The organism is Methylomonas defluvii, from assembly GCF_033949435.1.
Taxonomy (GTDB): domain Bacteria; phylum Pseudomonadota; class Gammaproteobacteria; order Methylococcales; family Methylomonadaceae; genus Methylomonas; species Methylomonas defluvii.
In genome coordinates, this window is record NZ_JAXARY010000019.1 from 72,974 (window position 1) to 96,271 (window position 23,298).

The following is a 23,298-nucleotide window of genomic DNA, read 5'->3' on the forward strand; positions in this document are numbered from 1 at the left end:
TTTAGCTTACTATTATCTAATAAAATGCCCACTTCCGCACAGATTGCTGGCGTTATTGAGGAGAATAGGCGAGTGTTGATACTGAAACTGTTTCCAAAATGCTTGGCCCAGCTACCGTCGACACTGATGCGTTTTGGTTTGGTGCTGGTGCTTGCGCTGGCAATCATGCCGAGTGTCGGAGCGGTTGAAAACCGGATCGATATCGAAGCTTTTGTACGTAACGGTTGTCCGCATTGCCAACAAGCCGAACAATTTTTGGCGGTGCTGCAAGGCGAGCAACCCGGTTTACGGATAGTTATTCGCAATATCTCTGCTGAGCCAACCGCCTTGGAGCGATTGCAGCAGATTACCGAATCCCGGCAAGCCGGGCCAATCAGGTTGCCGACATTTCTGGTGCATGGCGAATACATCGTCGGTTATTCCGAAGAAGCCGGTAGTAGCGGTTTGATTAGGAATGCCTTGCGTGCCGGTGCGCTGCCGAGTGAAGTGTCCGGCGCAGAAGCCGGTAGCTGTGAAGTGCAAGTCAGCGAGTCCTGCGATGTGCCGGTTAGCCAGCCACCCGCACCCGCAACGGAGGTGTTTGCCGTGAATTGGTTTGGCAGGCGCATCGGTCTTGATGAGGTTGGTTTGCCGGCTTTTACACTAGCCATGGGCTTGCTGGATGGCTTCAATCCCTGTTCGATGTGGGTGTTGATTTTGATGATTTCGATGCTGGCACCTATGAATAATCGGCCCCGGATGTTGGCGGTGGCCGGCACGTTTGTTGTCGTCGAAGGGATGGCTTACTTCGTGTTTATGGCCGCCTGGTTGAATCTGTTTTTACTGATAGGCTTATCGCGAGCTTCGGAATTGGCTATCGCCGGCATTGCCGTGTTGGCCGGCGCGATCAACCTGAAAGATTTTTGGGCGTTTGGCAGGGGTATCTCGCTGTCGATTCCGGTTGCCGCCAAACCCGGTATCTACAACCGGATTCGGCGCATCCTGCAAGCCGAGAATTTGGCGGGCGCCATGTTGGGGGCCGTGGTACTGGCTTTGCTGGTCCAGATCGTCGAATTGTTGTGTACCTCCGGATTCCCGGCCCTTTACACACGCATACTCACCTTGCGGGAATTAAGCGGCTGGGACTATTACGGTTATTTAATGTTGTACAATCTGGCCTATATGCTGGATGACGTCGTTGTGCTGGGTGTGGGAGTCGTGACCCTGAGTCAGCATCGTTTGCAGGAAAAAGAAGGTCGTTGGCTGAAATTGCTTAGCGGCTTGGCGATGGTAAGTTTAGGGTTGTATTTAATATTGCGCGGTTTAGGCGAGTAGATGGCCGGTTGGCGTGGGGCGCTGATTAACAGCACTTTTCTTTATCACTACACGTGCGATAGAACCGAAACGAGATAGGAGAATTCGTGATTGATAACAAGCGCAGGCACCCGCGCCTAAAGCACCGTGCCAAAATCAGGATGACGGTGCCGGCATCGGCTGAAGCGGTCGTGGTGGATATGCGGGACTTTTCCGAGACTGGATTGTTTTTACTGTGTGCCAACGAATTAATCCCGCCGATTGGCGCGCTAGTGGAAGTGCAAACCACCGAATTCGACGATGCGCCGATACAAACTGCGATTGTGGTGCGGGTAGAGCCGGACGTGGGGTTTGGTCTGGAGTTTGCGCCGCGTTGATCAGGCGGTCAGGTCGAGGAGCTCGCCGTTACGGCTGGGTTGCTTTTGCGAATTCAACAATTCTCCGCGAGCTTTATTAGCCATCGCCGCTGCCTTGGCGGCGATGCTTTGATCCGGGCCTGAGGGACTGGCCGGCGCTAATGCCGCGCGGCGGATAGTCTCGGCTTTGCGCAGAGTCGCTTCCGGGTCGCCGGCAACCTCTGAGACATCAATATTCACTTCACCGCCGGTGGCGTAACGTTGGCCATCCGGCCCCGTCACAAAAGTAAAACGCGCACCACTGACAGCGATACCGCCGGCGGCACTTAAATGAGCTTGCTCGTGCGCCCGAACTTCCTGGTCGCGGGCTTTAAGCTCGGCAATTTGGCTTAGCTGTTCCGGACTGTATTGGCCGGATTGGGCGTTTGCGCTTTTCGCAGTTTGGGCGATAGGTTCGACAGGCGCCTGTTCGCCGCTCGCGGCTAGATTGCGACCGGTCAGCCGATATAGCGAAGTTTGATGGGAAGAGGCGGTGACCAGCATGTTGGGCCTCGAACGGATTGTGTTAACTGGCTCTAAGAATACACCTTGACTTCATGCTGGTTCAAGTCATCAAAGCATATTTAGCCTGAGTTTTCACGGTAGGGGCGATTATCGCAGTCTGGCTGATTAAATCCCTTTTACTCGCGATTCCAGCAACTACCAATCCCGTTTGTTAATCGCACTCGGCTCCGGCTTGCGCTGGGAAAGACGCTTCTAAATTGTCGGAAGTTCCGGTTCAATGTGCAAACTGTCCAATTTCTGCAAAGCCCATTGTGCATGCTCGCGCACCATCTCCGATTCATCACTCAATCTGCCGGCCAATGCCGTCTTAGCCGCATCAGTGGCTTTGCCATTACCCAGCGCCACAGCGATATTGCGCAGCCAACGCTGATGACCGATGCGGCGAATCGCCGAGCCTTCGGTTTTTTGCAGAAACTCCGTTTCGGTCCAATTGAACAATTCAAGCAAAGTCGCCTGGTCCAAGCGATGGCGGGGTTTAAAATCGCTTTCCGCGCTAAGTTTGGCGAAACGGTTCCACGGGCACACCAATTGGCAATCATCGCAACCGTAAATCCGATTGCCCAGCAAGGGGCGCAATGCCACTGGAATGCTGCCGTGCAATTCGATAGTTAAATACGAGACGCAACGGCGGGCATCAACCTGATAGGGGCCGACGATGGCTTGGGTCGGGCAAATATCCAAACAAGCCCGGCATTGTCCGCAGTGGTTGCTGACGGGCTGATCGCTGGGTAAGGCCAAGTCGGTATAAATTTCCCCGAGAAAAAACCAGGAACCGGACCGGCGATTGATCAGGTTGCTGTGCTTGCCTATCCAGCCCAAGCCGGCTTTCTCGGCGATGGCTTTTTCCAAAACCGGCGCGCTGTCGACAAACGCCCGATAACCGAACGGGCCAATCTCCTCGGCGATTTTGTCCGCGAGCTTTTGCAAACGATTGCGTAACAGTTTGTGGTAATCACGTCCTAAGGCATACCGCGATACGAAGGCGGCGGCCGGGTCGTCTAATAATTGCTTGCTGATTGCCGATGGTTCCGGCAAATAATCCATCCGTGCCGAGATAATGCTGCGTGTGCCCTCCTGCAATAACGCCGGTCGGCTGCGTTTTAAACCGTGTGCGGCCATGTATTGCATCTCGCCGTTAAAGCCCTTGTCCAACCAGTCGTGCAGATGCCGTTCGGCGGCAGTTAAATCCGTGTCGCTGATACCTATCTGCTGAAAGCCCAATTCTTCGCCCCAATGCTTGATGCGTTGGACAAGTGCGTTAAGATCTTCGGCTTGGGTTAAAGGCGTGTGCAATTTACGGAACCTTGGGAAATAGTAGGGGAGATCGTCGTGGCCTAGTAAGGAATGGCTCGCGAATAGCTGGATAAGCTAACCGTATCAAACATGAAGATCAACCGTTAAGCTGTTCAAGTCACTGGTAAGAAATCCCTGCCAGTCACGAAGGATTACGTAGAAAAGCTAAGCGGGGCGTTTTATGATCGACGGCAAAAAAGCGCGACATCCTTATCAAGCAAAACTTGGACGACCGATTATGACAATTCCGCTGTATCCGGCGCATACCAGTGCCACATGGACAATAGTGAAGCATAAACTATTGCTGTGCCTGGCTATGTGGTTGCCGCATCACCCAGTGCTTGCTGATAACAAACTGCCTATCGGCGAGTTCAGCCAGAATCGCCTGGAGGGCTGGGAACATAAACGCTTCAAAGGCGAAACCCAATATCGATTACACGCAATCGACGGCGTGACGGCACTGAAAGCTGATAGCCACGCCGCCGGTTCCGGCCTGTTTAAGGAGCAACGCATCGATCTCACTCAAACGCCATTCCTGAACTGGTCGTGGCGCATCGGCAATCGTTTATCCGGCTTGAACGAACAAAGCAAGGCTGGCGATGATTACGCGGCGCGGGTTTATGTGGTGGTCAAAGGCGGGCTGGCGTTTTGGCAAACTAAGGCTGTTAATTATGTCTGGGCCGGCAACAGCAAACGGGATAGCGTCTGGCCGAATGCTTTTGCCGGCGATCATGCGATGATGATGGCTTTACGCGATCAGGAAGCACCGTTGAATGTCTGGGAACACGAAAAACGCAATATTAGGGCCGACTTCAAGCAACTATTCGGTGAAGACATCATCGCTATCGATGCCGTCGCCATCATGACCGATACCGACAACAGCGGCGGCCACGTTTGTGCTGTGTATGGCGACATCTGGTTTTCCAAGGATTAAGCATGCACGACACCAAACCATTATTGGCCAACAGCGACTTTCCGGCCATTTTTCGCAAGCGGTTGGAGATTTTGCAAATCAATCTGGGCTATCGGTGCAACTTGAGCTGTGTGCATTGCCATGTCAACGCCGGCCCCAAACGCACCGAGGCGATGAGTCGGGAGACTATCGATGAAATATTGGCGCTGGCCGACACCGCTAACATTCACACGCTGGATCTGACCGGCGGCGCGCCGGAAATGCATCCGGATTTTCGCTATTTGGTGCGAGCCGCGCTGGATCGTGGCATAGCGGTGATCGACCGTTGCAATCTGACCATTCTGGAAGCACCTGAATACGCCGATCTCGCGGCGTTTCTGGCCGCGCAGCAGGTGAACATTGTCGCCTCCCTGCCGTGTTATCTGGAAGAAAATGTCGACAAACAACGCGGCAAGGGCGTGTTCAAGGATAGTCTGGCGGCCTTACAGCGCTTGAATAGGTTGGGTTATGGTCAGCCGGACAGCGGACTGGAATTGAATCTGGTGTTCAACCCGCAAGACGCGGTGTTGCCGCCCGATCAACATAATCTGGAACGGGCTTATAAGCAGCACTTGCAGCAACATTACGGCATCGTCTTCAACCGCCTGTTTGCTATCGCCAATATGCCGATTCAGCGTTTCGGCAGCACCTTGGTCAGTCACGGCTGTTTCGAATCCTATCTGGCATTACTGAAAGACAGTTTTCGCGCCGACAACCTTGAAAACCTGATGTGCCTGAATACCCTCAGTATCGACTGGCAAGGCTATGTCTACGATTGCGATTTCAATCAGATGCTTAATTTGCCCTTGGGCGCTGCAGCCAACCCCCAAACCCATATCAGCGAGTTGCGACTGGACCAACTGCAAGGCGCCCCCATCGCCACCGCCGCCCATTGTTACGGTTGCACAGCCGGCCAAGGCAGCAGTTGCGGCGGGGCTTTAGGGTAAATCAAAGGGCATGCCCCCTCGCATGAAACCGTCAAGAATCATCTTACTACTGATAATGGCGGGATTGATCGGGCTGTTTTTCAGCTTTGATCTCGAGCAGTACCTGAGTCTGGAAAACCTAAAATTACAGCAAGCAGAGATAGCTGACTATCGCCAAAGCAATCCGCTAATGGCGCTTGCTCTGTATGCCGCGTTGTATATCGCGGTCACTGCATTGTCGCTGCCAGGGGCGACGATATTGACGCTGGCCGGCGGTGCGGTGTTCGGTTTGCTCTGGGGGACGCTGATCGTCTCGTTTGCTTCCAGCATTGGTGCAACGCTGGCGTTTTTGGCTGCACGGTTTTTGTTCCGAGACTGGGTCAAATCCCGCCTCGGCAGTCGTTTGCAAACCATCGACGACGGCGTGAGACGCGACGGTGCTGTTTATTTGTTTACCTTGCGCCTGGTGCCGTTGTTCCCGTTCTTCATGATCAATCTGGCGATGGGTTTGACGCCCATCAAGACCAGGACTTTTTACTGGGTTAGCCAGTTAGGCATGCTGGCCGGCACACTGGTTTATGTTAATGCCGGCACCCAGTTGGCGAAAATCGACTCCCTATCCGCTATTCTCTCACCTGCTTTGTTGGTTTCGTTTGCCTTGCTCGGTGTATTTCCACTAGCGGCGAAGAAAATGCTCGAAGTCATTCAACAGCATAAAGTCTACGCGCGCTGGACCAAACCAGCCCGTTTCGACAACAACCTGATCGTCATCGGCGCGGGTGCCGGCGGCTTGGTGTCGGCTTATATCGCCGCAGCCGTCAAAGCTAAAGTCACGCTGATCGAAAAGCATAAAATGGGCGGCGACTGCCTGAACACCGGTTGCGTGCCGTCGAAGGCGTTGATCCGTTCGGCCAAGCTGTTGTCGCACATCAAACGCGCGCCCGAGTTCGGCATTGCCAAAGCCGAAGCCGAGTTTGATTTTGCGGAGGTGATGCAGCGAGTACAACAGGTGATCAAAACCGTAGCGCCGCACGATTCCATAGCGCGTTATGGCGAGTTGGGCGTGGATGTGATGCAAGGTAGCGCCAAAATCGTTTCGCCCTGGGCGGTGGAAGTCACCACAGCCGACGGCGTTAAAACCCTCACCAGCCGCGCCATTGTTATCGCCGCCGGTGCTAGCCCCCTAGTGCCGCCGATACCAGGACTGGAAAACATCGATTATCTGACCTCGGATAACGTCTGGGACTTGCGTGAATTACCCAAACGCCTGTTGGTGTTGGGCGGCGGTCCAATAGGCTGCGAACTGACGCAAACCTTCGCTCGCTTGGGTAGTCAGGTTACGCAGGTGGAAATGGCCCCGCGCATCATGGTACGGGAAGATCCAGTGGTATCGGACATAGTCCAGGCTCGTTTCCAGGCGGAGGGCGTGGAGGTCAAAGTTCAGCATACAGCCAAGGAATTTATCGTCGAAAACGGCGAACACATTCTGCTGGCCGAACATGTCGGCCAGATGGTCAGGATTGCCTTTGATAAGGTGCTGGTGGCGCTTGGCCGCTCGGCCAATGTGCAGGGTTACGGCGTGGAAGAAATGGGCATCGCCCTGTCGCCGCGCCGTACCTTGGACGCCAATCCATTTCAGCAAACCAATTATCCCAACATCTATGCGGTCGGCGACGTGGCCGGACCGTATCAGTTTACCCACACCGCGGCGCATCAAGCCTGGTATGCGACGGTGAATGCGCTGTTTGGCCCCTTCAAAAAGTTTCGCACCGATTACGCCGTCATCCCTTGGTCGACCTTTACCGATCCGGAAGTGGCCCGCGTGGGTTTGAACGAGCAGGAGTCGCAAGCACAGAACATCGCGTATGAAGTCTCTACCTATGGCATTGATGACCTGGATAGAGCAATAGCCGACGGCGAGGCACACGGCTTCGTCAAAGTACTGACCGTGCCCGGTAAGGACAAAATCCTCGGCGTCACCCTCGTTGGCGAACATGCCGGCGACTTACTGGCTGAATTCGTGTTGGCGATGAAGCACGGTATCGGCTTGAATAAGATCCTGGGCACTATTCATATCTATCCAACTCTAGCGGAAGCCAATAAGCATGTGGCGGGCGTCTGGAAGCGCAATCATGCCCCGCAAGGTCTGCTGAAATGGCTGGGCCGTTATCACGCTTGGCGGCGCAAGGTTTAAGCCATGCCAGCGATCTATCCCGACAGTGTGCTTATGATTTTTTGCAAAGCGCCGATTCCCGGCCAAGTCAAAACCCGGCTGCAACCAGCCTTAAATGCCGAACAGGCTGCCGCAGCACACCGGCAATTAACTTACATGACCCTGGAACGCGCCTTCCAGCAGCCCTTGTGTGCGGTTGAATTGCATTGCGCGCCAGACGCCGGCCATAGCTTTTTTCAGGATTGTGCGCGGCGTTATCCGTTGACGCTTAAAGGGCAATACGGCGCCGACTTGGGTGAACGCATGCACCACGCCTTTGCTGATGCCTTAGGCCGTTACCGCCATGCCTTGCTGATGGGGTGCGATTGCCCCAGTCTGTCGAGTGACGATCTGCTTCGCGCATTAGCGGTGTTACACAAAGGTCACGATGCGGTTATCGCACCAGCCGACGACGGCGGTTATGTGCTGATCGGCTTAAACGAAACGCAACCGAGACTGTTCAGCGACATGAGCTGGGGCCATGATCAGGTCATGGCCACCACGCGCAGTCGGGCAAATGAAATGGGTTTGAACCTTTACGAACTGGATAGCCAATGGGATGTGGACACTTACTCCGACTGGCTGCGTTATTCGGCTATGTAAACATTATGGGCAAAACCTAGCTTGATTCGCGTTATTGCCGGGAGGGGGGGCGGAATTCAGGCATAGGCTTGAAAGCGAGAGCCCATGATTGAAGAGAACAGTTCACTGGCGATCGGCTCGTCGTCAATGTTGTGTAGCAAACCCGACAATTGAATCCCTGTTGAGCTGTTTCTGGCTGAATTTTAAGGATTTTTTATTGGCATAACGCTTGCTTTTGGATTTATAGCCTCTGCCGGTCACACTTTGGCTCCTCTGTAATCGGGAAGCTGAAATTTGATCGGCGATGAACTTCCATTCAACTGTTAACTTCCGGGACAGAATATGCCAGCCACTTTTCAACTTAAAACCAACGACGACAATCAATATTCCTTTTCTTTTGTGAACAGTAAGGGCGAGCTGATTCTGATCAGCGGCGATTACGACAACAAAGAAGAAGCTCTCCAGGGCATTAAAGAAGTACGAACCGGCTCCTTAATGAGCAACCAGATTGCCGCCAGCAAGGTTCCTGAAGGCGATACTTTTTTTGTGATTAAAGATGCGACCGGCGCCATCATTGTCAAAAGCGTTTTATTTAATTCAAACATGGTATTCGACAATGCGCTGCACACGGTTAAAGACAATGCCTGCGTTGCCGAAATCGTCGATCTGACACTGTAAACTTGGGCTGAAAGCGCTGCTTTAATTTTTACATAGCGAAAATAGGTAAAGACAATATGGGTGTCGAGCTAAAAATTGTTCGAGAATTGGCCACGGTATGCGTGACTGCAAGCGAACTGGTGGCGATTGAAAATCTGCTTAAAGGTGAACTGACCAAGCCGGCATTCATCGAGCAATTCGACAAAATGGCAAATTCCATCAAGGAATGTTACGGCATAAGCATCGAGAGTCTAGAGACTTGGCTGGCGATGACCACCGAAACCGAGTTTTGCGAACAATTCGATGCCGCCTATGCCCACCACAAAGCCACTTACCTCAGTATTACCAACCGGCCACGGGTGGCATCGGAGCGGGCTTACCTAGATTACATGCTGCTCCGGGAATTTAAGGAGACCCAAACTGCTTATCCGCTGCTAAAACTGACCTTCGCACGCCTGGATGAGTTTATCGATAAATGGATTACCAACGATGCCTGGCTGGCGATGTCCATCGAGAATTTGGTAAAAATGCTGTATCGGTTTCTGACCGAGGTATCCGAGCTTAAGCAAAAAGACCCCAGCGATGCATTTACGCTTTATCAAACGCTGATGGTCGCGCTGCGCCCGTATTGCACCTTGCTTGAAAGTAACTGGAAAGTCCTGGAAGAACCGATCGCGGAAGCAACGGTATAAAGCTATATTAGAAATGCCGTAGCGCGTTACTATCGGGCCAACAGCTTGCTTATGGTCCGCAAATTAAGGCCCATTGCCACGGTCTCGGCCACCAATGCCGGCCAGGCCTCCCAGATGCAATCGTTGCTTATCCATGCAAGACTGGAAGCCAACAGCGCAATGCGCATGCGGCGATTGTTTAGGTAAAACAGAGCCAGTGTGGTGTTGATCACCGCAAAGGCCGGCAATAAAGAGACAGGGCCTTGCCAAGAGCATGCCGTAAGCCCGCTAAACAAAGCCACGAAGCTCGCCGCCGTCCAGTGTTTGTGCACACCTTTCTGCAAACGGCTGGACAGCAGGGTGCGCAGGGCGGTACTGGCCATGGTCAAGCCAGCGGTCCAGGCATCCAGTAACAGGTATTGAGCGGCCCACAGCACGGCCCCGGCCGCGGACCAGCGCCGAAACGCCACGCCATCCGGCAGACAATAAGCCCGCCATTCCACCAGAATGCCAATCCCGCCTATCAGGTAGGCGAGATGCAGCAGATTCAAATCCAGTTGCAAGCGTTAAGCCTTACCGCTGAGCTTTGTAAGCGGGGAAATTCCATTAATGCGTTGCCGTTACCCCGGCATATTTGAAAGGCAGATACTCGGCTTTCCAGAGATTGGCTTTAACGTAAGCTTCCAGATCGATACCCACTAAATCCTGCCGGGTCGCGGAGCCGTCTTCCAGTGCTTTAGCCAATACCCGATTAGCCACAAATAAACTGACTTGCTTCAGATCGCCCACCGGCGGGAAAATCAGGTCGGCAGCCGAACATTTCTCCACGATGTAGTCGGCCAAAGCATAGGCAGACTCCAAGACCATTGCGTCGCTAATCCGGCTGCACTCGCCCAACACCGCGGCAAAGCCCAAGCCCGGAAAAATAAAGGCATTATTGCCCTGACCAATCGGATAACGCCGGCCTTGATATTCGACGTCGGCGAATGGGCTGCCGGTCGCGACCATAGCTGTGCCTTGCGTCCACGCCAAGATGTCTTCCGGCGTGGCTTCGCAGTTGGCGGTGGGGTTGGATAAAGGGAAAATAATCGGCTGAGCGTGGTTCGCCGCCATGGTTTTAATCACAGTCTCGGTGAACAATCCCGCCACACCGGTTAGCCCGAGTAATACCGTCGGCTTGGCGTGAGTGACCACTTCCAGTAGGTTGGGCACCCTATCATCGGGAATATCCCAGTCGTGGTAACTTTCCTGAGTATGCGATAGCGGTAATTTGTAGGCCTCGGTCGTAGCTTCCTTGACCACCAGGCCATGCGCATCCACCACGAAAATCCGCTGCAGAATTTGCTCCATGGTTAAACCTTCGCGCAGCATGCCTTTTTTAATGCTACTGGCTACGCCGAATCCGCCGGCACCGGCGCCCACCACCACCACGGTTTGTTCTGCGAGGGTTTCGCCTTTTTTATGGCAAGCCGAGAGTAGGCCGGCCAAGGCCATCGCTCCGGTGCCCTGGATGTCGTCGTTAAAACAGGGCAATAGATCTTTGTATTTGGCCAACAAATCGAAGGCGATGTTTTTCGCAAAATCTTCCCATTGGATAATGGCTTTGGGCCAGACTGTTTGTACCGCGTTAACAAATTTATCGACCAAATCGAAATAAGGCTGGTCGTGCAAGCGCTTGCTATGCGCGCCCAAATAGAACGGATCGTTCAGCAATTCGCTGCGGTTGGTGCCCACATCCAGATTGACCGGCAAGGTTTGAAACGGGCACATACCGCCGCCGACGGTATACAGCCCCAGTTTGCCGATGCAAATCGCCAAACCGCCCATACCTTGGTCGCCGATACCCAAAATCGACGAAGAATCGGTCACCACAATCATACGAATATCGTGTAACGGGTAGTTTTGTAAAATGGTTTCGGCCCGGTCGATGTTGGCTGCCGAAAAAGTCAAACCGCGCGTGCTGGTAAAGTTGGAACTGAATTGTTGCACCGCCAAACCTATGGTCGGGGTGTAGACAACAGGCACCATTTCCTCCAGATGCTGCTCCAACAGCGCATAAAACAGCACCTCGTTACGGTCCTGCAGAGCCCTGAGAAATTGATACTTGGAAATATCGTTCGCTTGTTTTTGATAATTGACATACAAGCGGTCGAGTTGCTGAGCCATATCCGTGACTTGCGGCGGCAGCATGCCATCCAAGCCCAGTTCGATACGTTCCTGCACACTAAACGCCGTGCCTTTGTTGGTGGCCGGTAGCCTGAGTAAGGTCACGCCCCGAATCGAAACCTCTACATATTTATTACCGTCGGCATCTAGCCGGTAGTCGAAATAATCGCTTAGCGTTGTCATTAAGTTTCCTTGAGAATATTTGATCGAAATCCCGGGGCTAACCAGGAGCTCGAATGGCACAAACGATGGCGCGTGTTCCCTTTATAACAGCCTAATCGGCGATGCGGTAGCCGAAAACACGCTGAATCGGCACTTTTTTTGTCGCTTATAGTTGCCGTGTTTCAAGGCGGTGCAATTACTGAGTGTTTACCGCAAAAATGCCCCAGATTGGCGCTTGTGAGATGATGTTCAGCAGGCTTTGCAAAGAAACTTAACAAGACTTTCCCTCGTGAATCAAAAAAACCTGTTTGGTCATCCTATCGGCTTGTTCGTGCTGTTTTTCACTGAAATGTGGGAGCGCTTTTCCTATTACGGCATGCGCGCTTTGCTGGTGTTGTATATGACCCAGCATTTAATTCAAGCCGCGCAAACCGATACCTGGGTATTCGGATTTGCGCCGCTTCAGACTGGTTTGCAGGGATTGTTCGGGCCTTTGTCCACGCAAGCCCTAGCCTCGCAGATTTACGGTTTATATACCGGCCTGGTGTACTTCACGCCACTGTTCGGCGGCATTTTGGCGGACCGGGTGTTGGGGCCGCGCAAATGCGTGATAGTCGGCTGCGTGTTGATGGCTATCGGACATTTTTTGATGGCGGCCGAAGCGTTTTTCCTGTTGGCACTTCTGTTTTTGATTTTAGGTAACGGCTGTTTCAAGCCTAATATTTCGGCTCAAGTGGGCAGTTTATATGCGCCCGGCGACCCACGCCGCGACGGCGCGTTTACGATTTTTTATATGGGTATCAACCTGGGTGCGTTTTTCTCACCGTTGATCTGCGGCACCTTGGGCCAACGCTACGGCTGGCATTACGGCTTCGGCGCCGCCGGCGTTGGGATGTTGCTGGGTTTGCTGGTCTATCTGTTTGGGCAAAAATATCTGGGTGCGGATCAATTTGTTAAACCTGCGGCTGAGTTGATAAAGCCCGAACCGCTGACTACTAAAGAATGGCAGGCACTAGGCGGATTAATGGCTTTAGCGGTGCTGAATATTTTGTTCTGGGCAGTTTACGAGCAGCAAGGCAACACACTGCAACTGTTCGCCGAGCACAACACCGATTGGCATATCCTGGGTTGGGAAATGCCATCCACCTGGTTTCAATCCCTGAATCCGGCCTTTATATTCTTGTTGGTACCGTTGCTCGACCGTGTTTCTCGCTACCGCGCCGGCCAGGGCCGGCAAAGTTCGAGTGTCGGTAAAATGGCATTCGGCTCGATATTGTTGGGTGCGTCGTTTTTGGTACTGATTTTCGCGGTCAGCGGTGTGCAATCCACCGAAAAAATCAGCTTTCTATGGCTGGCATTGTGTACCTTGATTTACACGCTAGGCGAACTTTATCTGTCGCCGGTTGGCTTGTCGCTGGTCAGTAAAGTCTCGCCGCCGCGCTTGGTAGGCATGCTAATGGGCATGTGGTTTCTGTCGACGTTTTTTGGCAATTATTTGTCTGGTTACATCGGCAGTTTTTACGAGCAAATGCCCAGACAGGATTTCTTTCTGCTGTTGGCGGCGATGGGCGGCGCTACCGGCTTAGCCATATGGGCGTTCAAACCGCTATTAAAAAGGGTGGTCGGGTCGGATTAACCATCACGTATCAGTGTAGACCGACCACTTGCGATTGACAGGTTTGGGGGCTGGCCGCTTTTAACCGATACCTGGCAATTTTTGGATTCTTCTCTGGATTCTTTATCCAACCGGTTTTGCAGTTGTCGGTATGGCGATGCGTGGCTTTATTGCGGCAACGCGAGCGTATCACCACATGAACAACATCGCCTGTCGTTCGCCCAATTTACCGGATCAGTCCATCTCAGCAGCAGGCGCTGTCAGCCTTGGCTGATTCGCTGCCGGGTCCGGGCGAGCAGTCGAATAAGCCGAAATGCCGGGTTTTGTCTCCTAGTATTTGGAAGTGTTCGCCATAGCGGCTACCCGCCAGCATGTCGGCGGTGTTTCCGCAGACTCTTAACGGCCGGCCGGTTTCGAAATGATGATGATCGTCCAAATCAAAGCTGTGCGGGTGCTGCTCAATAGTGCCCAAATACGTTGCGACCTGGCCGAAGTCCTCGCAACGGTCTTCCAGGGGCATTTTAAAGGCGCGCACCGTCACCGAATCGAACTTGACCATGCCGATTTTGGCGAACACGTCCGGGTCGTCGATGCTGATGGCGTTTTGTTTGACCTTGCGGACATCGGGGCAGCCTAAGTCGTGCAATATGCGTCGGAAGTCTTCCCAATACAATGCGCCGCCCAGACATTCGCCTAATAGCACCGGGTCCTGGCGCAGTTTGAACGGGATGCGGCGATCGGCAAAAACATCGGAAAAATACAGCTCGCCGCCGGGCTTCAACACCCGGAATATTTCCGCCAGCACGCTGGGTTTTTCCGGCGACAGGTTGATCACGCAATTGGAGACCACCACGTCGACACTGTTGTCGGCGATACCTACGGTGTGCAGGTTTTCGATGTGACCGTGCAAAAACTCAACATTGGCAAATCCAAAGCGCTCAGCATGCCAGTTGCGATGACGCACGGCCACTTCTAGTTGCTCGGGAGTCATGTCTACGCCGATTACCCGTCCTGACGCGCCGACCAGCTTCGACAACAGATAGCAATCGCGGCCGGTGCCGCAGCCCAAATCCAGCACGGTTTTACCCGTTAATGCGGGGGGTAAGGGGGAGCCGCAGCCGTAAAACCGTTCCAACACTTCGGGATGCAGGTTGGTCAGCAAGGCTTTTAAATAGCTTGGCATGGCGTCGATGCTGCAACAGGCGCTGGTTTTCAGATCGTTGCTGGATTGCAAGACCTGACCATAATAATGGCGGACCGATTCGCTGATTTCGATACTGGTAGTCATGGAAAGCCTCGTGTTTTTATTATTGAAGATAAGTGCTAAGGGCGTTTTAAATGGCTGCGGCACAGATAGCCGCGCAGGGTAAGGCACGCATCCAGGATAAGGCAATCGATGCAATCACTCCAGTATTGGCCTAGCCGCTGCCAAGTCGATACCGAATTGGTTTGTGTGTCCGGAAAGCTGTGACGGGGGGTCAGAATCACCGGCATTCCGGCATAAGCTCTGAAGGCAATTCTGAACGGTAATGTACGTATCAACTCGTCCGGGAAATTGGCGGTACTGCTGCTGAATAGAATACGGGAGAGCATCGGAAATTTCCTTAATCGGATCGGTCACACGCTCTAAGTTGTAAGGGTTGGCTTAAACCTTACAACAATATTCCACAATAGATAAATCGCTGCTTGGTTCTGATGATAAACGCAATGCCATTAAGTTCCGCTTGGGCATTGTTCATGCCGTATAAGCCCCATCGATCCTCTTTTTAAAAGGGGAAGAGCTTAAATTTGATGTTATTGATGATGACGCCCCTGTGAACGGAAAGACTGATTCTTCCAGGCACTGCTTGACAAATAATCATAGAATCTCAGCCCCAACGGCATACCCACGATAAATAGGGTTGGGTTAATAAATAGTTAAAGCCCTAGTCATGAATAGACGGCCGAGCTGAGATGATAGTAGTAAAGTCTGGCGCTACTGGATAGTGCCGTTACAGCTCAATTCCTGAGCAAATAGTAACGGAGCGGAGAGCGAGGTTTTCATTGCACCCGTTCAAAATGACCGGGATTGCGTGATTTTTATCCGGTTTGCCCGGACTGCGCTTGGTGTAGTGCCACGAAGTCGGACATTGCCAGGCTACCAATAACGTTGGTATCGTTGTCCAGTATGTCGTAAAGCACCCCCGTGCTGCGGATGCTGAATAACAGGATGACGTCAATGTCGCCGCCGCCTTCCCGGTGCGGCACCTCGCTGGCTGGGCTGACGGTGTAGCTGCCGACTGGTCTGATCTCCTTCAAGGTGCCGTCGGCGTGGTAGATTCTATGTTCGCCTTGAATGACGAAAATGTGGTTTGGCGCTTTGTGTCGGTGCAGCACTATTTGTTGGCCGGCGGCAAATTTGAACAAGACGTCGACAATGTTGGCGTCGGTGTCAATGTTCAAAATGAAATAGCGTAAATGCTCGAACCCCTCCAGGGTTTGCCAATCGATACGGCGGTCGTCGAAAAGATATGTGTTCATGGTGTGTTCTCTGCTTGATGGTGGCTAGGTATGCAGGCTGATGTTTGGGCTCTGAATATCGCGGACAGTTGCAGTGTAGGTGAGGCGGTGGCCTGGGTAAGCTGATATTTGCCCGAAAATGGCGGGCAAATTGCCCGCTCTCACGTGGTGGTCGAACCGCGTGGCCGACATCAAAGGCAGGCAGTTGGTCAATGATGCAGGCCTGGCACGGTGGGCAATAACTGCACAGGGTTTGGTTGCCCGCCGCTGTTTGTTGTAGGATTCAAGTATGAACCGGCCAGCCGATTATGGCGGGCTCCTGAAACAATCGCGTCCAAAAGCGTGGCGCCACTCAACTCTATCGCAAATTATGAAACAGCCGGATATGAGCATCGATGCTCGCAAGCAGGAATTGGCCCACTATTTGGAAAAACAACCCTATATGACGGAGTTGGATGGCATCACTTTGAAGATTGCGAAAAATGTGTTTCCGTCCGATTTTGGGTTGACCAGCTCATTTTTTGGGAATTTCATTCTGCAACAACCGCCCGCCGAAATGGCTTTGGATATGGGCTGTGGCAGCGGCTATTTCGCGTTTTTGTTAAAAAAAATAGGCTGTGAAAGCGTCATGGGTGTCGATTTTAATCGGGACGCGGTAGATTGCACCCTGGAAAACTCGCGCTTGAATCCTGACTTGGCACCTATCGATTTTCTGCATAGCGATTTATTTGCCGATGTGCCGCACACGCTGTTCGACCTGATCGTTTTTAATTTCAATTATTACCCGTCCGACGGCACCTTCGGGCTGAACAAAGACGGCGGGCGCGATATATTGAAACGGTTTTTCCATCAAGTGAAAGACTATATTACCGAGCACACGCGGATTTATATTCCCTACTCGGATTTTGTCGGCGAGGAACACGATCCGAAAAACATTGGCCCGGATTTCGGTTTTTCGGTTACCGTGGAAGAAAGCACCGTTAATCATGCCGGCGCGCACCATATTTATAAGGTTATGAAAGCGTAATAGCTGACGCGCTTGGGATTTGGGATGAGATGAACTCTAGTCTGGCGACTTTTAATTCTGTGGGTTGCCGCCGCGCCGTCTGGCTGCTTGTTTAGCGGCCTTTTGCTCGCGGATGGCGGCCAGTTCCAGCATTTCCGCTTCTATCATCTCGGGGGTTTCCAGGGTGATTTGACCCAAGGTGCCGGCGCGCAATTCATTCATTAGTAGCTTGGCGGCTTTGTCCAATTCGACGATGCCGCCGCTACGCAAACAGCCGCGTTTCGCGCCGATGGCTTGTAATAGCGCGAGCGGTTCTTCTGGCAAAGGTGCCAAACGATAGCGTTGGCTTAACTGCTCCGGGTAGGCTGTACGCAGATACTCCAAGGCATACAGTGCTATGTCGTCGTGTTGGAAAGCCGTATCCTTGATGGCGCCGCTTACTGCCAGTCGGTAGCCGCTGTGGCGGTTTTCCACATTTGGCCAGAGTACGCCAGGGGTGTCGGATAGTACGATGTTATTGGCCAAATTGATGCGTTGCTGCTGTTTGGTAACGGCAGGTTCGTTGCCGGTCTTGGCGATGGTACGGCCGGCCAGCACATTAATAATGGTGGATTTGCCGACGTTAGGGATGCCCATGATCATGGTGCGGATGACCTTGTTGGCGGCGGTTTTCTCCGGCAGCATCTTCGCGCACAAGTCAATAATCTGTTTGATCTTGTCCGGTTGTTGGGTAGTCACGGCCAGGGTTTTGACCGCCTGTTCCCGTTCCAAATAGGCTTGCCATTTTTTAGTCAGTTCAGGGTCGGCCAAATCGGTTTTGCTGAGGACGCGGATGGTGGGTTTGTCGCCGCGCAGACTCGCCAGCATCGGGTTTTGGCTGCTGTAAGGAATGCGGGCGTCGAGTATTTCGATCAGCAAATCGATGTCGGGCAAGGCGTACTTGATCTCCTTGCTGGCCTTGTGCATGTGGCCGGGATACCATTGAATTTGCATGGGTTGTGCTGCGCTGAGTGGAAAAAGCCAAATTGTACCTTTTATCGAGATGGCGCTATTGATTACTCGCATGTTTTTAAGGCTTTTAGCACCGCACGGTGATTGTCCTTCAACCAGCACAGCGCCTTGATATGTTTTAAGGCGGGATTTCTGCACGCCGCAGCGCGCCGCGGCGGTAGACGTAGAGGGCCGGTTGTTGCTACAATCCAGTCTATTTTTGGTGCTTTTGGCACATCTCGACGCAAGTCTTTCACACTCATCCCGGAGAAAACTCTATGGCAATTAAAGTTGCAATTAACGGTTATGGTCGTATCGGTCGCAATGTCATGCGCGCTTTGTACGAATCAGGTCGCACCAACGAGATCCAAGTGGTCGCTATCAACGATTTGGGCGATTCCAAAACCAACGCACACTTGACCAAATACGACACCGTACATGGTAAATTTCCGTTTGATGTGTCTGTAGACGGTGATTACATCGTGATCAATGGCGATAAAATCCGGGTATTTGCTGAAAGAGATCCCGCTAAATTGCCTTGGGCTGAGTTGGGAATTGATGTGGTTCACGAGTGCACCGGCTTCTTCACCAGCAAAGCCAAAGCGTCTGCGCATATCACTGCCGGTGCAAAAAAAGTCATTATCTCCGCACCTGGCGGCAACGATGTCGATGCCACGATTGTTTACGGTGTTAACCACCAAACCTTGAAAGCGTCCGACACCGTTATCTCTAATGCTTCTTGCACCACCAACTGCTTGGCGCCTTTGGTTAAACCTTTGATGGACAGCATTGGTGTCGATCACGGTTTGATGACCACCATTCACTCTTACACTAACGACCAAGTATTGACCGACGTGTACCACAGCGACTTGCACCGCGCCCGTTCCGCGACGCAATCCATGATCCCCACCAAAACCGGTGCGGCTGCTGCAGTAGGTTTGGTATTGCCGGAAATGAAAGGCAAACTGGACGGCTTCGCGATGCGCGTGCCTACCATCAACGTATCGGTTGTTGACTTGTGCTTCCAAGCTTCACGCAACACCACCAAGGAAGAAATCGACAGCATCCTGCGCGAAGCGGCTGCCGGCCCATTGAAAGGCATTTTGGCCATCAACGACGAGCCTTTGGTATCCATGGACTTTAACCACAACCCACATTCTTCTATCTACGAAGCGGGCCTGACCAAAGTCACCGGTGGCAATTTCGTGAAAGTCTTGTCCTGGTATGACAACGAGTGGGGTTTCTCAAACCGTATGCTCGATACCACGGTTGCTTTGTTTAACGCTAAATAAGGGTTTACATGCTGTTACGAAGAACGAAAATCCTGGCTACGCTGGGACCTGCTACGGACAAGCCCGGTGTACTTGAAGAGTTGTTCGAGGCTGGAATCGACGTTGTCAGGCTTAATTTCTCGCACGGTTCGGCGCAGGATCATATCGACCGCGCCAACCGGGTTCGCGAGCTGAGTAAAAAAACCGGGCGTCGCGTCGGTATTCTGGCCGATTTGCAAGGTCCGAAAATCCGTATCGAGCGGTTTAAAGAGAACAAAGTTTGGTTGGAAGAAGGTCAAGCTTTTGCTTTGGACATTAATCTAGGCAAACTGGATGGCGACAACACCCAAGTCGGCATCAGCTACGAGCCGTTGGCGCGTGAAGTGAAACCGGGTACACGGTTGTTGCTGGACGACGGACGGGTTGTATTGGACGTGGTCAATGTTGAAAACAACACCCGCGTCAATACCACGGTAGTAGTTGGCGGCGATTTGTCCAACAATAAAGGCATCAATTTGTTGGGTGGCGGTTTGTCCGCGGCAGCTTTGACTGACAAAGACAAGGAAGACATCAAAACCATCGCGGTGATTCAAGCCGATTACGTGGCGATTTCCTTCCCGCGTACGGCAGCCGATATGAACGAAGCCCGTGAGCTGTTGCAAGCAGCTGGTTCTTACGCCGGATTGGTTGCCAAGGTAGAGCGCGCGGAAGCGATGGAAGTTATCGACGAAATCATCCTGGCCTCGGACGCGATCATGGTCGCGCGTGGCGACTTGGGTGTGGAAATCGGCGACGCCAATTTGCCGGCTGCGCAAAAACTGCTGATCAGCCGTTCGCGCGAGTTGAACCGGGCGGTGATCACGGCTACGCAAATGATGGAGTCGATGATCGAGAATCCAATCCCGACCCGTGCGGAAGTATTCGATGTGGCCAACGCCATTGTCGATGGTACCGATGCGATCATGTTGTCCGCGGAAACCGCCTCAGGCAAGCATCCGGTGAAAACCGTGCAAGCCATGGTTCGCATTTGTTTGGAAACTGAAAAGCAACCTAGCGTGACCAAATCCATGCACAGGATGACCGACAAGTTCGAACGGATGGACGAAGCGATTGCGATGTCTGCGATGTATATGGCCAACCATACCAAAATTGCCGGTATAGCGTCTTTGACCGAGTCGGGTTCTACTCCGCTTTGGATGTCGCGGATCAGCTCGGATATTCCTATCTTTGCCTTCAGCAGTCAGGAGCGCACTTTGGGGCGTGTGACTCTTTACAAAGGTGTGTTTCCGATTCCGTTTGCTAAGGAGAAAATGGAGTCGGCCAGCGTGACCGATAGCCTGATCAAGGCTTTGAAAGTCCGTGGTGTCGTAAAAGCGGGCGATGCACTGATCCGCACCAAAGGCGACTTGACCGGCGCCAGCGGCGGGACTAACTCCCTGAAGGTCATTACTGTCACCGACTAATCCTCTTAGTCGGATTGGCTTGTTTCGCGGCGTTCGGTTGATCCGCACGCCGCGTTTTTAATATATTCTAAGCAGCATCCAGTTTGGCGTAAGCCAGCATCAGCCATTTGATGCCCGCATTGCGGAAATTGATTTGCACCCGCTCTTGTTCGCCTTCGCCTTCCATTTGTAGTACCACGCCTTCGCCGAATTTTTCGTGCCTGACAGGCTGTCCGAGTTTGTAAGTACCCTTGCTGCCCAAGCCTTTGGACTGCGATGCGCTATTGGTAGTCGGTCTGCTGACATTGGCGCGTAACCTGATTTCCTGAATCGATTCCGGCGGCAGTTCGCGCAAAAACCTAGAGGCGCGGGGATAACTGTCTTTACCATATAGGCGCCGCGACTCGGCGTGCGTCAAGTAAAGTTGTTGCATGGCCCGAGTGATGCCGACGTAGCAAAGTCGGCGTTCTTCCTGTAAGCGGCCCGCATCGTCCAGCGCTTGTTGCGAGGGAAACAGGCCTTCTTCCAAGCCGACCAGAAACACCAGTTTGAATTCCAAGCCTTTAGCCGAATGCAGCGTCATCAACTGTACGCAATCTTCATCGACTTCGCCTTGCATTTCGCCGGCTTCCAATGCGGCGTGCGCTAAGAACATGTCCAACTCGCCCAGGTTTTCGGCGTTTTCGCTGTCGTAATCAAATAGTCTGGCGGCGTTGACTAACTCCTCCAGGTTTTCCACTCTGGCTTCGCCTTTGTCCTGTTTTTCTTTCTTATACAGTTCGATTAAGCCGCTGGTTTCGACGACTTGTTTGACCGTTTCGTGCAGACTCAATTCTTTCGTCGTTTCGCCGAGCGCGATAATCAGATTTAAAAAGCCACGCAGGGCATTGCTGGCGCGGGCAGGTAGTTGATTGCTTTCCAACATAGCCAACGCGGCTTGCCACAGTGATAGCTGTTGTTCGCGGGCCAAAATGCGCATGTCGTCCAGGGTTTTGGCCCCAATACCGCGTGTTGGCGTATTCACTACCCGTTCAAACGAAGGGTCATCGTGCGGGTTGGTAGACAGTCGTAAATAGGCGAGGGCATTTTTGATTTCCATACGCTCGAAAAATCGCAGGCCGCCGTATACCCTGTAAGGTGTGGCGGTGGTCATCAAGCGTTCTTCAAACTGTCGCGATTGGGCGTTGGATCGATACAGAATTGCGGTCTCGCTGCGTAAGCCACCATCTCTAACCCATTGCCGAATTTTCTCGACCACGAAATACGCTTCATCTTGCTCGTTAAACGCCGAATACAAGGAAATGGCCTGACCTTCGCCGGCAGCAGTCCATAATTCCTTGCCCATTCGATTGTCATTATTGGCGATCAGGGTGTTGGCGGCTTTCAGTATGTGGCCGGTGGAGCGGTAGTTTTGCTCGAGACGGACGATGCCGTGCTCCGGATAGTGCTTTTGGAAATTGAAAATATTTTCGATTTTGGCGCCGCGCCAGCCGTAAATTGATTGATCGTCGTCGCCGACCACGAACAGATTATTGTTGCCTTCGGTAAGCAGGCGCAGCCAGGCGTATTGGATGGTGTTGGTGTCTTGAAATTCGTCGACATGGACTTGTTGGAAACGCTGCCGGTAAAAGGCCAATAAGTCCTCGTTATCGCGCAACAGTTCATGAGCTCTCAGTAATAGCTCGGCAAAATCCACCAAGCCGGAGCGTTGGCACACGTCTTCATATGCCAGGTAAATATCCTTCATCTGCCGGTTATAAAAATCGCCGTTGTCGTGCATATGCTTGGCGCGGATGCCTTCGTCTTTTTGGGCATTGATAAACCATTGCGCCTGCTTGGGCGGCCATTTGCTGTCGTCCAGATTCAGGTTTTTCATCAGCCGCTTGATGATGCGCAATTGGTCGTCGCTATCCATCACTTGAAAGGTGTCGGGCAATTTGGCTTGCTTGGCGTGTTGCCTCAATAAGCGGTGGGCCAGGCCGTGGAAAGTGCCTATCCACATGGCGCGGGCTGGGGTTTCGAGCAACTCTTCGATACGGTTGCGCATTTCGTTGGCGGCCTTGTTGGTAAAGGTCACCGCCAAGATGTTATAGGGCGAAATGTGGTTGACTTGAATATGCCAGGCGATGCGATGCACCAATACCCGGGTTTTGCCGCTACCGGCCCCGGCCAATACCAGCATGGCTTGCATGGGAGCGGAAACGGCCAGACGCTGGTCGTCGTTTAAGGAGGTGATGATAGAAGAGACGTCCATTTTTTATAGCTTGCAGATTTTGAGGAGCTGTGTATATTTGCTTGCCTTTAAGGGAAAGCCGTGCGTCGGGACTAATAACTACAACACAGAGAGGATTGGAAATGAGCTTCGATTATAAACGTTTGATCAAATTTGAGCACAACATCGGCGAGAAAGATAAGAAAGTTCGCATGGTTTCTGGCGTGGTGTTGCTCAGCGTATCGCTGTTTACCGCCAGCATCCTGATGTTGTTGGTTGGCTTGGTCTTGGTTGCGACCAGTTATTCCGGCTGGTGCCCGGTATATTCCGGTATGGACAAAAATACCTTGGGTGCTGATGCAGGGTCTACCGGTCAATAACTGCTAGTGGCCAGCTCCGAATCTGCGCCTTTGGCGCGGATTCGGATTC

Annotated in this window: 22 protein-coding genes; 13 read left to right on the forward strand and 9 right to left on the reverse strand. The window is 52.6% G+C overall.

Going from position 1 to position 23,298, the window contains the following annotated elements; all coding sequences use genetic code 11:
• Positions 1–72: 72 nt before the first annotated feature.
• Positions 73–1,314, forward strand: a complete 1,242-nt coding sequence (locus QLH52_RS18480; RefSeq protein ID WP_033158940.1) for a glutaredoxin family protein — start codon at positions 73–75, stop codon at positions 1,312–1,314.
• Between the two features lie 86 nt (positions 1,315–1,400).
• Entirely contained in the window at positions 1,401–1,670 is a 270-nt protein-coding gene (locus QLH52_RS18485; protein WP_020482610.1) for a PilZ domain-containing protein, read from the forward strand.
• Here QLH52_RS18485 and QLH52_RS18490 read toward each other — a convergent pair whose 3' ends face one another.
• The gene (locus tag QLH52_RS18490) at positions 1,671–2,192 is read right to left on the reverse strand and encodes a putative metalloprotease CJM1_0395 family protein (RefSeq protein WP_033158941.1); all 522 of its coding nucleotides are present in this window, start codon (positions 2,190–2,192) and stop codon (positions 1,671–1,673) included.
• A 213-nt stretch (positions 2,193–2,405) separates the two neighbouring features.
• A complete protein-coding gene (gene queG, locus QLH52_RS18495; protein ID WP_033158942.1) occupies positions 2,406–3,506 on the reverse strand; it encodes a tRNA epoxyqueuosine(34) reductase QueG in 1,101 nt (366 codons plus the stop codon).
• 238 nt (positions 3,507–3,744) lie between these two features.
• Between queG and QLH52_RS18500 the strand changes: the two genes are divergently transcribed.
• The 6 genes from QLH52_RS18500 (at position 3,745) to QLH52_RS18525 (ending at position 9,527) form a co-directional block, all read left to right on the forward strand.
• Positions 3,745–4,440, forward strand: a complete 696-nt coding sequence (locus tag QLH52_RS18500) for a DUF3047 domain-containing protein (protein ID WP_319962525.1) — start codon at positions 3,745–3,747, stop codon at positions 4,438–4,440.
• Positions 4,441–4,442: 2 nt separating this feature from the next.
• On the forward strand, positions 4,443–5,405 hold the full coding sequence (gene arsS / locus QLH52_RS18505; RefSeq protein ID WP_319962526.1) for an arsenosugar biosynthesis radical SAM (seleno)protein ArsS: 963 nt from the start codon (positions 4,443–4,445) through the stop codon (positions 5,403–5,405).
• Positions 5,406–5,427: 22 nt separating this feature from the next.
• Complete coding sequence (locus QLH52_RS18510; RefSeq protein WP_319962527.1) at positions 5,428–7,578, forward strand: FAD-dependent oxidoreductase; 2,151 nt, start codon at positions 5,428–5,430, stop codon at positions 7,576–7,578.
• Between the two features lie 3 nt (positions 7,579–7,581).
• On the forward strand, positions 7,582–8,199 hold the full coding sequence (locus tag QLH52_RS18515; protein WP_319962528.1) for a TIGR04282 family arsenosugar biosynthesis glycosyltransferase: 618 nt from the start codon (positions 7,582–7,584) through the stop codon (positions 8,197–8,199).
• A 321-nt stretch (positions 8,200–8,520) separates the two neighbouring features.
• Positions 8,521–8,856, forward strand: a complete 336-nt coding sequence (locus QLH52_RS18520) for a DUF1508 domain-containing protein (RefSeq protein ID WP_319962529.1) — start codon at positions 8,521–8,523, stop codon at positions 8,854–8,856.
• A 56-nt stretch (positions 8,857–8,912) separates the two neighbouring features.
• A complete protein-coding gene (locus tag QLH52_RS18525; protein WP_319962530.1) occupies positions 8,913–9,527 on the forward strand; it encodes a hypothetical protein in 615 nt (204 codons plus the stop codon).
• A 29-nt stretch (positions 9,528–9,556) separates the two neighbouring features.
• Here the strand turns inward: QLH52_RS18525 and QLH52_RS18530 are convergent, their stop codons facing one another.
• Both QLH52_RS18530 and QLH52_RS18535 read right to left on the reverse strand, forming a co-directional pair.
• Positions 9,557–10,069 (reverse strand): YgjV family protein, encoded by a 513-nt coding sequence (locus QLH52_RS18530; protein WP_319962531.1) that lies wholly within the window; start codon positions 10,067–10,069, stop codon positions 9,557–9,559.
• A 43-nt stretch (positions 10,070–10,112) separates the two neighbouring features.
• Complete coding sequence (locus QLH52_RS18535; protein WP_319962532.1) at positions 10,113–11,855, reverse strand: NAD-dependent malic enzyme; 1,743 nt, start codon at positions 11,853–11,855, stop codon at positions 10,113–10,115.
• A 268-nt stretch (positions 11,856–12,123) separates the two neighbouring features.
• Here QLH52_RS18535 and QLH52_RS18540 point away from each other — a divergent pair, with 268 nt between their 5' ends.
• Positions 12,124–13,470 carry a peptide MFS transporter gene (locus QLH52_RS18540; RefSeq protein WP_319962533.1) on the forward strand — a complete coding sequence of 449 codons (1,347 nt, stop codon included), beginning with the start codon at positions 12,124–12,126 and terminating at the stop codon, positions 13,468–13,470.
• A 223-nt stretch (positions 13,471–13,693) separates the two neighbouring features.
• On the opposite strand, the gene QLH52_RS18545 is transcribed toward QLH52_RS18540, so the two are convergent.
• The 3 genes from QLH52_RS18545 to QLH52_RS18555 all read right to left on the reverse strand — a co-directional run bounded on the left by QLH52_RS18545 (position 13,694) and on the right by QLH52_RS18555 (position 15,969).
• On the reverse strand, positions 13,694–14,737 hold the full coding sequence (locus QLH52_RS18545) for a methyltransferase domain-containing protein (protein WP_033158951.1): 1,044 nt from the start codon (positions 14,735–14,737) through the stop codon (positions 13,694–13,696).
• 35 nt (positions 14,738–14,772) lie between these two features.
• Entirely contained in the window at positions 14,773–15,042 is a 270-nt protein-coding gene (locus tag QLH52_RS18550) for a hypothetical protein (protein ID WP_319962534.1), read from the reverse strand.
• Between the two features lie 486 nt (positions 15,043–15,528).
• Positions 15,529–15,969, reverse strand: coding sequence for a cupin domain-containing protein (locus tag QLH52_RS18555; RefSeq protein WP_033158953.1), 441 nt, complete (start codon positions 15,967–15,969; stop codon positions 15,529–15,531).
• 364 nt (positions 15,970–16,333) lie between these two features.
• Between QLH52_RS18555 and QLH52_RS18560 the strand changes: the two genes are divergently transcribed.
• Positions 16,334–16,975 carry a methyltransferase gene (locus tag QLH52_RS18560; protein WP_165385934.1) on the forward strand — a complete coding sequence of 214 codons (642 nt, stop codon included), beginning with the start codon at positions 16,334–16,336 and terminating at the stop codon, positions 16,973–16,975.
• A 51-nt stretch (positions 16,976–17,026) separates the two neighbouring features.
• On the opposite strand, the gene ylqF is transcribed toward QLH52_RS18560, so the two are convergent.
• Complete coding sequence (gene ylqF, locus QLH52_RS18565; RefSeq protein WP_319962535.1) at positions 17,027–17,947, reverse strand: ribosome biogenesis GTPase YlqF; 921 nt, start codon at positions 17,945–17,947, stop codon at positions 17,027–17,029.
• A gap of 275 nt (positions 17,948–18,222) precedes the next feature.
• Here ylqF and gap point away from each other — a divergent pair, with 275 nt between their 5' ends.
• Positions 18,223–19,236 carry a type I glyceraldehyde-3-phosphate dehydrogenase gene (gene gap, locus QLH52_RS18570; RefSeq protein ID WP_033158955.1) on the forward strand — a complete coding sequence of 338 codons (1,014 nt, stop codon included), beginning with the start codon at positions 18,223–18,225 and terminating at the stop codon, positions 19,234–19,236.
• A gap of 8 nt (positions 19,237–19,244) precedes the next feature.
• Positions 19,245–20,678: a pyruvate kinase gene (gene pyk / locus QLH52_RS18575; RefSeq protein ID WP_033158956.1), complete on the forward strand. Its 1,434-nt coding sequence runs from the start codon at positions 19,245–19,247 to the stop codon at positions 20,676–20,678.
• Between the two features lie 67 nt (positions 20,679–20,745).
• Here pyk and uvrD read toward each other — a convergent pair whose 3' ends face one another.
• Positions 20,746–22,911, reverse strand: coding sequence for a DNA helicase II (gene uvrD, locus QLH52_RS18580; RefSeq protein ID WP_033158957.1), 2,166 nt, complete (start codon positions 22,909–22,911; stop codon positions 20,746–20,748).
• Positions 22,912–23,012: 101 nt separating this feature from the next.
• Here uvrD and QLH52_RS18585 point away from each other — a divergent pair, with 101 nt between their 5' ends.
• Entirely contained in the window at positions 23,013–23,249 is a 237-nt protein-coding gene (locus tag QLH52_RS18585) for a YgaP family membrane protein (protein WP_101051651.1), read from the forward strand.
• Positions 23,250–23,298 lie beyond the last annotated feature (49 nt).

Excerpts from the sequence above, each read along its gene's own strand:
- QLH52_RS18490 (WP_033158941.1), bottom strand. The coding sequence starts at position 2,192 with ATGCTGGTCACCGCCTCTTCCCATCAAACTTCGCTATATCGGCTGACC.
- QLH52_RS18555 (WP_033158953.1), bottom strand. The coding sequence starts at position 15,969 with ATGAACACATATCTTTTCGACGACCGCCGTATCGATTGGCAAACCCTG.
- gap (WP_033158955.1), top strand. The coding sequence starts at position 18,223 with ATGGCAATTAAAGTTGCAATTAACGGTTATGGTCGTATCGGTCGCAAT.
- QLH52_RS18500 (WP_319962525.1), top strand. The coding sequence starts at position 3,745 with ATGACAATTCCGCTGTATCCGGCGCATACCAGTGCCACATGGACAATA.
- QLH52_RS18560 (WP_165385934.1), top strand. The coding sequence starts at position 16,334 with ATGAGCATCGATGCTCGCAAGCAGGAATTGGCCCACTATTTGGAAAAA.
- pyk (WP_033158956.1), top strand. The coding sequence starts at position 19,245 with ATGCTGTTACGAAGAACGAAAATCCTGGCTACGCTGGGACCTGCTACG.
- uvrD (WP_033158957.1), bottom strand. The coding sequence starts at position 22,911 with ATGGACGTCTCTTCTATCATCACCTCCTTAAACGACGACCAGCGTCTG.
- QLH52_RS18520 (WP_319962529.1), top strand. The coding sequence starts at position 8,521 with ATGCCAGCCACTTTTCAACTTAAAACCAACGACGACAATCAATATTCC.
- ylqF (WP_319962535.1), bottom strand. The coding sequence starts at position 17,947 with ATGCAAATTCAATGGTATCCCGGCCACATGCACAAGGCCAGCAAGGAG.
- arsS (WP_319962526.1), top strand. The coding sequence starts at position 4,443 with ATGCACGACACCAAACCATTATTGGCCAACAGCGACTTTCCGGCCATT.
- QLH52_RS18535 (WP_319962532.1), bottom strand. The coding sequence starts at position 11,855 with ATGACAACGCTAAGCGATTATTTCGACTACCGGCTAGATGCCGACGGT.
- QLH52_RS18510 (WP_319962527.1), top strand. The coding sequence starts at position 5,428 with ATGAAACCGTCAAGAATCATCTTACTACTGATAATGGCGGGATTGATC.
- QLH52_RS18525 (WP_319962530.1), top strand. The coding sequence starts at position 8,913 with ATGGGTGTCGAGCTAAAAATTGTTCGAGAATTGGCCACGGTATGCGTG.
- QLH52_RS18585 (WP_101051651.1), top strand. The coding sequence starts at position 23,013 with ATGAGCTTCGATTATAAACGTTTGATCAAATTTGAGCACAACATCGGC.
- QLH52_RS18550 (WP_319962534.1), bottom strand. The coding sequence starts at position 15,042 with ATGCTCTCCCGTATTCTATTCAGCAGCAGTACCGCCAATTTCCCGGAC.
- QLH52_RS18545 (WP_033158951.1), bottom strand. The coding sequence starts at position 14,737 with ATGACTACCAGTATCGAAATCAGCGAATCGGTCCGCCATTATTATGGT.
- QLH52_RS18515 (WP_319962528.1), top strand. The coding sequence starts at position 7,582 with ATGCCAGCGATCTATCCCGACAGTGTGCTTATGATTTTTTGCAAAGCG.